Source organism: Enterobacteriaceae endosymbiont of Donacia piscatrix (assembly GCF_012569525.1).
Taxonomy (GTDB): Bacteria; Pseudomonadota; Gammaproteobacteria; order Enterobacterales; family Enterobacteriaceae.
Genome location: NZ_CP046200.1, coordinates 184,549 through 195,781, shown reverse-complemented (window position 1 = coordinate 195,781; position 11,233 = coordinate 184,549). Strand labels below are relative to the sequence as shown.

Below are 11,233 nucleotides of genomic sequence, written 5' to 3'. Positions count from 1 at the left end.
CCCGATTCCGGTTCCTGTAGATAACATCCATAAATTTTTACAAGAATTAATATTATTTATTGTAAAATTTCCTAATGCATTTTTAGCAATCATAATTTTATCATTAATTTTTAATTTATATAAAAATGGAGTCAAATTACCTTTATTTATATTAGAAATATAAAACTCATAATTTTTATTTTTTGGTGAATTAATATATGAATATGCTCTTTGTATTTTTTTATTATTAATTTTTAATGCTAACTTAGTAAATTGACCAGCAAAAAAATTATTTATTTTTGCTTTTAAAATAATACTAAATAAATTATTTTTCCAATATTTAATCTCTTTTATTTTTCCAATACTCCATTCTGTCATTTTATTATCCTTTTAAAATTATAAAATAATTCATTAATTTTATTAAAATTTCTATAAAAAATAGTAATTAATAATATATAAAAATGATTTTTATTAAAATTTTAAAATATAAAAATACTATTTAATAATAACAAGATATTTTTATATTTAAAATAAAAAAATTTTATTGTAAATAAATTTTACTAATAAAATCATATAATATAATATATTATATTACATATATTTTTTATATACAAATAATAAGGGGTGTAGTTTAATTGGTAGAATGTTGGTCTCCAAAACCAATGGTTGGGGGTTCAAATCCCTCCACCCCTGAAAATATTTTTTATAAAAAATATTATTTATTTTTAAAAAGATATTAGAAATAAATAGTAAAATATTTTATACAAATATATATTCATATATATGAATATTTAATTTAAAAATTTCTATGATTTATATAAAAATTTTAATAACATATCAATTATAAAACCATATCATTTTATCTTAAAATATACGTAAATTAAATTATAATTAAATTGAATTATACATATCATTTTACGAAAAAAAAGAGGTATAAAATATGAACGGAGCACAATGTATAATTCAAACATTAAAAAAGCAAAATATTAAAACAATATTTGGATATCCAGGAGGAGCAATAATGCCTCTTTATGATGCATTATATGATGAAGATATAGAACATATACTATGTAGACATGAACAAGGAGCTGCAATAGCAGCTATTGGATATGCAAGAGCTACCGGGAAAATAGGAGTATGTATTGCTACATCGGGTCCAGGAGCAACTAATTTAATAACTGGTCTTGCAGATGCGATGGTAGATTCTATACCAATTATTGCAATTACAGGTCAAGTATCACTTCCATTAATCGGGACAGATGCTTTTCAAGAAATAGATATTATAGGTATGTCATTATCATGCACTAAACATAGTTTTTTAATAACTTCATCACTAGAATTATCCAATATTATAAATAAAGCTTTTTACATAGCATTATCTAAAAGACCAGGACCTGTATTAATAGACATACCTAAAGATATACAATTATCTAATATAGATAAAAAAGATATTTTAAAAAATAAAAAATATTTTATTATTTCGCATCAAAAACCTTCAATTAAAAAAATTAAAAAAGCAAATTTTTTAATAAAAAATTCTATAATGCCTATATTATATGTAGGAGGCGGAATTAATATAGGTGATGCAGTAAAGGTATTAAGAAAATTTATTAAAAAATCTCAAATTCCTACAGTAGTTACCTTAAAAGGTATAGGTACTATAGATAATGAAAATCCATATTATTTAGGAATGATAGGAATGCATGGAAATAAAGCAGCAAATTATACTGTACAAAAATGTGATTTATTAATAGCTATTGGAACTAGATTTGATGATAGAGTTACAGGAGGGAATATAAAAAAATTTGCTCCATATGCAAATATTATTCATCTAGATATAGATCCATCTGAAATTAATAAAATTTGTAAAGTAAATGTAGCATTATTAGGAAATTTAAATTATTTAATTCCACTTTTAGCAAAACCTAAAAATATTTTAAAATGGCAAATATATATAAAAAAAATTAAGAAAAAATATTCTTATATATATAATTATCATAAAAATAGAAATAAAATATTTGCCCCTATTCTACTAAAAAAATTATCAGATATTAAAAATAAAAATACTATTATTACTACTGATGTAGGACAACATCAAATGTGGGTAGCACAACATATAAATTTTTCAAATCCTAAAAACTTTATTACTTCTAGTGGATTAGGAACAATGGGTTTTGGATTACCTGCTGCAATTGGAGCACAAATAGCTAAACCTAATAATAATGTTATATGTATTTCTGGAGATGGATCATTTATGATGAATATTCAGGAATTAAGTACAATTAAAAGAAAAAATTTACCTATAAAAATTATATTATTAGATAATAAAAGATTAGGAATGGTAAGACAATGGCAACAAATCTTTTTTAAAAAAAGATATAGTGAAACATATTTATGTGATAATCCAAATTTTATTCAATTAGCAAAATCTTTTGGAATATCTGGACATAGTATAAATAATGTTAATGAAATTAATGAAAGTTTACAAAAAATTTTTTCCATTAATAAACCTTATATATTACATGTTTCTATTAATGAAAATGATAATGTTTGGCCTTTAGTACCCCCTGGATATAGTAATAATTGTATGATAGAGAAAAATTAAATGCATAAATATCAGTTACATATTAAAACAAATATTAGTCCTGAAATAAGTGAAAGAATAATGAGAATTATTCGTCATAGAGGTTTTTTACTTAAAAAAATGAATATTAATGTAGTTAATAAATTTAAAAATATTAATTTTCAATTAACAGTAAAAAGCTCTAAACCTATAGATTTTTTGGTAAAACAAATTAAAAAACTTATAGATGTATTAGATATAGTTATCTTATCGTAAAACATTATAATAACATTATTACATAAAATAGGAATTATAATAATGTCTAAAAAAAAAGCAGATTTTATTTGGTTAAATGGCAATATTATAAAATGGGAAAATGCTAAAATTAGTGTTATGAGTCACGCGTTACATTATGGTACATCTGTTTTTGAAGGTATTAGATGTTATAAATCATGTAAAGGTTCTGTTATTTTCCGTCATAAAGATCACATAAATCGTTTATATAATTCTGCTAAAATATATCGTTTTCCAATAAAATTTTCTATAAAAGAAATAATGAATGCTGTTTATCTTACAATTAATGTTAATAAACTTCAAGAAGCTTATATTAGAATTTTAGTATTTATAGGAGATGTTGGTTTAGGAATTAATCCTCCTAAAAATTATTATACAGATATAATGATTAGCGCTTTTCCATGGAAAAATTATTTTGGTAATAATGCAAAAATTAATGGTATTAATGCAATGATATCTTCCTGGAATAAATATAAACCTAATACTATACCTACTTTATCTAAAGTAGGAGGTAATTATTTATCTTCTTTATTAATTAGTAATGAAGCACGTAGAAATGGATATGATGAGGGAATATCATTAGATAGTTTAGGATTTGTTTCTGAAGGTTCTGGAGAAAATATTTTTAAAATAAAAAACAATGTTTTATTTACTCCTCCACTTAGTTCATCTATTCTTCCTGGAATAACTAGAGATTCTGTTATTAAAATAGCTCAAAATTTAAATATCATAATTAAAGAATCTTTTATATTAAGAGAATCTTTATATTTAGCTGATGAAATATTTTTAACAGGAACAGCTGCAGAAATTACACCTGTTTGTAGTGTAGATAATATATTAATTAATAATGGAGAAAAAGGAAAAATTACAAAAAATATACAAGAAGAATTTATTTCTCTATTAAAGGGAGAAAAAAAAGATAAATGGAATTGGTTAGATTATATTAATATTTAATAAATTTTTAATTTTAACAAAAGAAAATAAATATGCCTAATTATCGTTCATTTACTACGACTAAAGGTCGTAATATGGCTGGAGCTAGAGCTCTTTGGCGTGCAACAGGAATGAGTGACAAAGATTTTAATAAACCTATTATTGCAATAGTAAATTCTTTTTCAGAATTTGTTCCAGGACATATTCATCTACAAAATGTAAGTAAAATAATTTCTAATGAAATAAAAAAACATGGAGGGATACCTAAAGAATTTAATACAATAGCTATTGATGATGGTATAGCAATGGGACATAACGGAATGTTATATTCATTACCTTCAAGAGAACTTATTGCAGATTCTATTGAATATGTTATAAACGCACATTGTGTTGATTCAATGATATGTATATCAAATTGTGATAAAATTACTCCTGGAATGTTAATGGCTAGTTTACGTTTAAACATACCTACTGTTTTTGTATCAGGAGGTCCAATGGAAACTGGCAAAATAAATATGAAGGAAAATAAAAAGATTACAAAAATTAATTTAGTTGATGCTATGGTTCAATCAGCTAATCCAAAACGATCTAATAATTATATAAAAAAAATTGAACTTAATGCATGTCCAACATGTGGTTCTTGTTCTGGAATGTTTACAGCTAATTCTATGAATTGTATTACAGAAGCTTTAGGTTTATCATTACCAGGTAATGGATCATTATTATCTACACATATCAATAGAAAAAAATTATATATAGATTCTGCTCAAAAAATAGTAGAAATTACTAAACAATATTACGATAGTAATAATACTAATTTTTTACCTAGAAATATCGCTAATCAAAAATCATTTGAAAATGCAATGACATTAGATATTGCTATGGGTGGATCTACAAATACAATTTTACATATGATAGCTTTATCACAAGAAACTAATATAGTATTTAATTTAAATACAATTAATGATTTATCTAAAAAAACTCCATGGTTATGTATGATATCACCTAGTACTAATAAATTTTATATGGAAGATTTTCATAGAGCAGGAGGAGTAATTGGAGTTTTAAATGAATTAAATAAAATAAATTTAATACATAAAAATACTATAAATATTTTAGGATATACCATGGAAGAAACTATATATAAATATAATATTTTAAATAAAAAAAATATAAATATAAAAAAATTTTATTTATCTGCTCCTGGAAATATCAAAACAATACATCCTTTTTCACAAAAAAATATTTATTCTACGTTAGATAAAGACAGAAAAAAAGGCTGTATACGTTCATATAAATATGCTTTTAGTAAAGATGGAGGATTAGCTATTCTATATGGTAATCTTGCTAAAGATGGATGTGTTGTTAAAACAGCAAGTGTAAATCCAAAATTAATGATTTTTAAAGGAAAAGCAAAAGTATTTGATAGTCAAGAAGAAGCAGTATATGCAATTTTAAATAAACAAATTTTTCCTGGAAATATTATAGTAATAAGATATGAAGGACCTAAAGGTGGACCAGGCATGCAAGAAATGTTATATCCTACATCATATTTAAAATCTATGAATTTAGATACAAAATGTGCTTTAATTACAGATGGAAGATTTTCTGGTGGTACTTCAGGCTTATCTATAGGACATATTTCTCCTGAAGCAGCTAACAAAGGATTGATAGCTTTAGTACATAATAATGATATTATTCAAATTAATATACCTAAAAGATCTATCAATTTAGATATTTCTAATTCTATTTTAAATAAAAGGATTAAACAAGAAGAAAAAAGAGGTTTATTATCATATAAACCTTTATATAAAAGACCTAGAAAAATTTCTCTTGCACTTAAATTTTATGCTAGTTTTGTAACTAGTGCTGATAAAGGTGCAGTAAGAGATAAAAATAAATTAATAACATAAGATAAATATCTCTAAAATAAAAAAATTATTAATTTCAATATAAATGTTTATTAAAATCAATAATATTTATTAAATATCAATTTTTTTTATAAAAAAGGATCATTAAATGAAAAATTATTTTAATAATTTAAATTTTCGTAAAAAATTAAAAAATTTACAAAAATGTAGATTAATGCAATTTAAAGAATTTAATAATAGTCTTAATTTATTAAAAAATAAGAATATTGTTATTATAGGTTGTGGATCTCAAGGTTTAAATCAGGGATTAAATATGAGAGATTCAGGATTAAATATTTCATATACTTTAAAAAAAGAATCTATAAAAAAAAAAAATTTATCTTGGCAAAGAGCATATAAAAATAACTTTATTATTGGATCATATGAAGAATTAATACCTAATGCTGATTTAATTATTAATTTAACTCCTGATAATAATCATCATAGTGTTTTAAAAAGCATAAAATCTTTAATAAAAAAAGGAGCAACATTAGGTTATTCTCATGGTTTTAATGTTATAGAAGAAGGAGAAAATTTATCTAAAGATATTACAGTTATTATGGTAGCTCCTAAATGTCCAGGAACAGAAGTAAGAGAAGAATTTAAAAGAGGTTTTGGAGTTCCAGCTTTAATTGCTGTTCATCAAGAAGCTAATAATAATAATTATGGTTTTCAATTAGCTAAAGCTTGGGCTACAGCAATTGGAAGTCATAAAGCTGGTGTATTAGAATCATCTTTTATTGCTGAAGTAAAATCAGATTTAATGGGTGAACAAACTGTATTATGTGGGATGTTACAAACAATATCAATTTTATTATTTGAGAAATTATTAGAATTAAAACAAGATCCATTATATTCTGCACAATTAATCCAATTTGGATGGGAATATATTACAGAATCCTTAAAACAAGGAGGTATTAGTTTAATGATGGATAGATTAAATAATTTTAATAAAATACATGTTTATAAATTATCATTAATTTTAAAAAAAAAATTAAAACCTTTATTTCAATTACATATTGATAATATACTTTCAGGTAAATTTTCTCAAAATCTTATTCAAGATTGGAAAAATAATAATAGTGATTTAATAAAGTGGAGAAAAATATATAAAAATAATAAATTTGAAAAAATCAAAAACTTAAAAAAATTTGATATAAAAGAACAAGATTATTTTGATCAAGGAATTTTTATGATTACTACTATTAAAAGTAGTGTTGAATTATCATTTGAATTAATGATAGAATCTGGTATATCACCTGCCTCAGCATATTATGAATCATTACATGAATTACCTTTAATTGCAAATACTATTGCTAGAAAAAAATTATATGAAATGAATAAAGTTATATCAAATACTGCTGAATATGGTAATTATTTATTTACAAATAATGCTATTCCTTTATTAAGAAAATTTGTAAATAATCTTACAACAAAAGATTTAGGAATTTTTGAAATTAAAAATACATCTATAAATAATAGTTATTTATATAAAATAAATAATGAAATTAGAAATCATCCTATTGAAAAAATAGGATATAAACTAAGAAATTATATGACTAATATGAAATCTTTAACTAATATTAATGAATAAAATAAATTACTCTCTTTTTATAAAGAGAGTAATTTATTTTTAGTAAAAATAAATTAAATTATTTTTTTTTAATATATATTTTATATAAATTTTATTTTTAAATTTTGTAAGGATTTTTTATAAAAATTTATAAATAAATAATTTTAATATTTAATATTATATTTTTATATAAAAAATTATAAGTTATGGAGAATAATTTGAAAAATAAAGCAATATTATTAATGGAAGATGGGACATAAATCTTTGGAAATTCTATAGGAATAGATGGAATAGTTATAGGAGAAATAATATTTAATACTTCTTCACTGGTTATCAAGAAATAATTACTGATCCTTCTTATTATAAACAAATTATAATTTTAACATATCCACATATTGGTAATATTGGTACTAAATGATAATGAATCATCAAAAATTTATGCAAAAGGACTTATTATTAGTAATTTATCTAAAATATCAAGTAATTATCGTAGTATAGAAAAATTAGATATTTTTCTTAAAAAGAAGAATATTGTTGCTATTGAAGGAATAGATACAAGATTTTTAACAAGATTAATATGTAATAAAAAAATTAATAAAATTGCTTTAATTTCTACTAAAAAACGTTTTAATTATGAAAGTATTTTACAAAAAATATGTCAATTTAAAGGTTTATAAGGTTTAGATTTAATTAAAGATATTACTACAAAAGTAAATTATTCTTGGATATTAAGTAATAAAAATACAGAAAAAATTAAAAATTGTATGTTTTCTAAACATGTTATAGTATTAAATTTTGGTGTAAAAAATAGTATTTTAAAAATGTTAGTTGATAGAAAATGTAAAGTTACTGTTGTTTCTGCTTTTATAAGTTATAAAGATCTAATGAAATTAAATCCTGATGGAATTATTTTATCTAATGGTCCAGGAGATCCTACTCCATGTCATTATATAATAAATACCGTAAAAAAAATATTAAAAATAAATATTCCTATTTTTGGAATTTGTTTTGGTCATCAAATTTTAGCTATTGCTAATGGAGCAAAAATAATAAAAATGAATATAGGTCATCATGGAAGTAATCATCCTATAAAAGATTTAAAAAATAATAAAGTATTAATTACTACTCAAAATCATAATTTTACTATTGATAAAAATAATTTTCCAAAAAAATTAAAAATTACACATAAATCTTTATTTGATAATACTATAGAAGGAATTCATTGCATTAATAAACTTTGCTTTTGGTTTCCAAGGACACCCGGAAGCAAGTCCAGGACCACATGATTCATCTATATTATTTAATTATTTTATAAAATTAATTCATATATATTGTAGAAAAAAATATAAGAGATTTTAAAATGCCAAAACGTACTGATATACAAAATATTATGCTTTTGGGATCTGGACCAATTATTATTGGTCAAGCTTGTTAATTTGATTATTCTGGCACACAAGCATGTAAAGCTTTAAAAGAAGAAGCATATAATTTAATTTTAGTTAATTCTAATCCTGCTACTATAATGACAGATCCAAATATTGCTGATGTAACCTATATAGAACCTATTAATTGGCATATTATTACTAAAATTATAAAAAAAGAAAAACCTGATGTTATTTTAGCTACAATGGGGGGATAAACTGCTTTAAATTGTATTTTAAATTTACATAAAAATAATATATTAAAAAAATTTAATATAAAAGTTCTTGGAACATCTATTAATACTATTTATAAAGCAGAAAATCGTTCTTATTTTGCAAAAATTATATATACAAAAAATTAAATTTCCATGTATTATTAGACCTTTATTTACTATGGGAGTAGTGGAGAGGGAATCGCATATAATATTACAGAATTTAAAAAAATTTGTAATAATGGTTTAAGTTTATCATTTAATAATAAATTAATTATAGATGAATCTTTAATTGGATGGAAATAATATGAAATGGAAGTTATAAAAAATAAAAATGAAAATTCAATTATTATATGTTCTATTGAAAATGTAAACCCGATGGGTATACATACAGGAGATTTAATTACGGTTGCACCGGCACAAATTTTATCTGATAAAGAATATCAAATAATAAGAAATGCCTCTATCTCTATAGTTAGAGCTATTGTTCTTGAATCTAGAGGTGCAAATGTATAATTTGTAATTAATCCTATAACCGGAAAATTAATAGTAATTGAAATTAATCCTCGTGTTTCACGTTCTTCTGCTTTAGCATCAAAAGCAACTGGTTTTCCAATAGCTAAAATATCAGCAAAACTTTCTATTGGTTACACATTAGATAAATTAACAAATAATATAACTAATGATTATACTACAGCTGCATTTGAACCATCTATTGATTATGTAGTAACAAAAATACCTAAATTTAATTTTGAAAAATTTTATGGTGTTAATGATAGATTAACAACACAAATAAAATCAGTAGGTGAAGTTATGTCTATAGGTAGTTCTTTTCAAGAATCTATTCAAAAAGCATTATGTAGTTTAGAAAATGGTATTTATGGATTTGAACCAATTAAAATTAATAAAATTAATAGTAAAGATTATTATAATTTAATTATAAAAAAGTTAAAAAAACCGGGTCCAGATAGAATTCAATTTATTGCAGATGCTATAAGAATAAATATTTCTATTAAAGAAATATATAATTATTCTAAAATAGATATGTAGTTTTTATCACAAATACAAGATATAATTTTAACCGAAAAAAAAATTAAAACATTAGGTATTAAACATTTAAATAATAAAAAATATTTTTTTAAATTAAAAAAAAAGGATTTTCTGATGTTAGATTAGCTAATATTTTAAATGTATCTGAAAAAACAATAAGAAAACTAAGGTATAATTATAATATACACCCAATATATAAAAAGGTAGATACGTGTTCTGCTGAGTTTAAAACTAATACTGCTTATATATATTCGACATATGAAACGGAATGTGAAGCTAATCCTAATAATAATAAAAAAAAAATTATTATTTTAGGTAGTGGTCCTAATAGAATAAAACAAGAAATAGAATTTGATTATTGTTGTGTACATTTATCTATAATTTTACGTGAAAATAATTTTGAAACAATAATGATTAATTGTAATCCCGAAACTGTTTCGACAGACTATGATATTTCTGATCGTTTATATTTTGAACCTATAACTTTAGAAAATATATTAGAAATTATTCGAATATAAAAACCATTAGGTGTTATTATCCAATATGGAGGACAAAATCCATTAAATTTAGCTAAAAAATTAGAACAGGAAAATATAAATATCATGGGAACAAGTTCATCTTCAATAGATTTAGCTGAGAATAGAAAAAAATTTCAAAATATTGTTAATTTTTTAAAATTAAAACAATCACTTAGTTATATAGTAAAAAATTTAGATGATGCTTTTAAAAAAGCTAATCTTTTAGGTTATCCTTTAATTGTAAGACCTTCCTATGTTTTAGGTGGGAGATGAATAGAAATAGTATATAATGCAGATGATTTACAAAATTATTTTTTATTAAATATAAAATATAATATTTCTGTTTTATTAGAAAATTTTTTAGATAATGCAATAGAAGTAGATGTAGATGCAATTTGCGATAGAAAAGATATTTTTATAGGTGGTATTATGGAACATATCGAACAAGTAGGAATTTATTCTGGTGATTCTGCTTGTTCTTTATCTACACGAAATATAAAATCGGAAGTTTTAAATGAAATTAAGTTACAGACTAAAAAATTAGCGATGAAAATTAATATATGTGGATTTATAAATATACAATTTGCTATTAAAAATAATGTAGTTTATGTTATAGAGGTTAATCCTAGAGCTTCTAGAACAATACCATTTGTTTCAATTAATATACCTTTAGCAAAATAGGCACATTAGTTATGATAAGTAAATCGTTATCTAGTTTAAATCTAAATTTTAAAAAAGAAATTTATCCATTATTTCTTTCTGTTAAAGAAGTAGTTTTGC

8 protein-coding genes, 1 tRNA gene and 3 pseudogenes are annotated in these 11,233 nt (G+C 22.2%); 11 read left to right on the top strand and 1 reads right to left on the bottom strand.

What is annotated here, in order from left to right; translation table 11 throughout:
• A partial coding sequence (locus tag GJT96_RS02355) for an FAD-binding oxidoreductase (RefSeq protein ID WP_247646095.1) occupies positions 1-357 on the bottom strand: 357 nt, incomplete at its 3' end.
• A gap of 242 nt (positions 358-599) precedes the next feature.
• Between GJT96_RS02355 and GJT96_RS00935 the strand changes: the two genes are divergently transcribed.
• The 11 genes and pseudogenes from GJT96_RS00935 (at position 600) to GJT96_RS02510 (ending at position 11,134) form a co-directional block, all read left to right on the top strand.
• Positions 600-672, top strand: a tRNA-Trp gene (locus GJT96_RS00935).
• A 247-nt stretch (positions 673-919) separates the two neighbouring features.
• Positions 920-2,584, top strand: coding sequence for an acetolactate synthase 2 catalytic subunit (gene ilvG, locus GJT96_RS00930; protein ID WP_169780372.1), 1,665 nt, complete (start codon positions 920-922; stop codon positions 2,582-2,584).
• On the top strand, positions 2,585-2,818 hold the full coding sequence (ilvM, locus tag GJT96_RS00925; protein WP_169780371.1) for an acetolactate synthase 2 small subunit: 234 nt from the start codon (positions 2,585-2,587) through the stop codon (positions 2,816-2,818).
• 42 nt (positions 2,819-2,860) lie between these two features.
• Complete coding sequence (locus tag GJT96_RS00920) at positions 2,861-3,790, top strand: branched-chain amino acid transaminase (RefSeq protein ID WP_169780370.1); 930 nt, start codon at positions 2,861-2,863, stop codon at positions 3,788-3,790.
• 32 nt (positions 3,791-3,822) lie between these two features.
• The gene (gene ilvD, locus GJT96_RS00915; protein ID WP_169780369.1) at positions 3,823-5,682 is read left to right on the top strand and encodes a dihydroxy-acid dehydratase; all 1,860 of its coding nucleotides are present in this window, start codon (positions 3,823-3,825) and stop codon (positions 5,680-5,682) included.
• A 106-nt stretch (positions 5,683-5,788) separates the two neighbouring features.
• Entirely contained in the window at positions 5,789-7,273 is a 1,485-nt protein-coding gene (gene ilvC / locus GJT96_RS00910; protein ID WP_169780368.1) for a ketol-acid reductoisomerase, read from the top strand.
• Between the two features lie 239 nt (positions 7,274-7,512).
• Positions 7,513-8,611, top strand: a pseudogene (gene carA / locus GJT96_RS00905) (glutamine-hydrolyzing carbamoyl-phosphate synthase small subunit).
• 133 nt (positions 8,612-8,744) lie between these two features.
• On the top strand, positions 8,745-8,891 hold the full coding sequence (locus tag GJT96_RS02525; protein WP_486599021.1) for a carbamoyl phosphate synthase preATP-grasp domain-containing protein: 147 nt from the start codon (positions 8,745-8,747) through the stop codon (positions 8,889-8,891).
• Between the two features lie 306 nt (positions 8,892-9,197).
• Positions 9,198-9,488, top strand: a pseudogene (locus GJT96_RS02520) (ATP-binding protein); the annotation flags it as partial.
• 210 nt (positions 9,489-9,698) lie between these two features.
• Positions 9,699-9,935: a hypothetical protein gene (locus tag GJT96_RS02515; RefSeq protein ID WP_486599022.1), complete on the top strand. Its 237-nt coding sequence runs from the start codon at positions 9,699-9,701 to the stop codon at positions 9,933-9,935.
• Between the two features lie 92 nt (positions 9,936-10,027).
• Positions 10,028-11,134: pseudogene (locus tag GJT96_RS02510) on the top strand (carbamoyl phosphate synthase preATP-grasp domain-containing protein).
• The last annotated feature ends 99 nt before the right edge of the window (positions 11,135-11,233 follow it).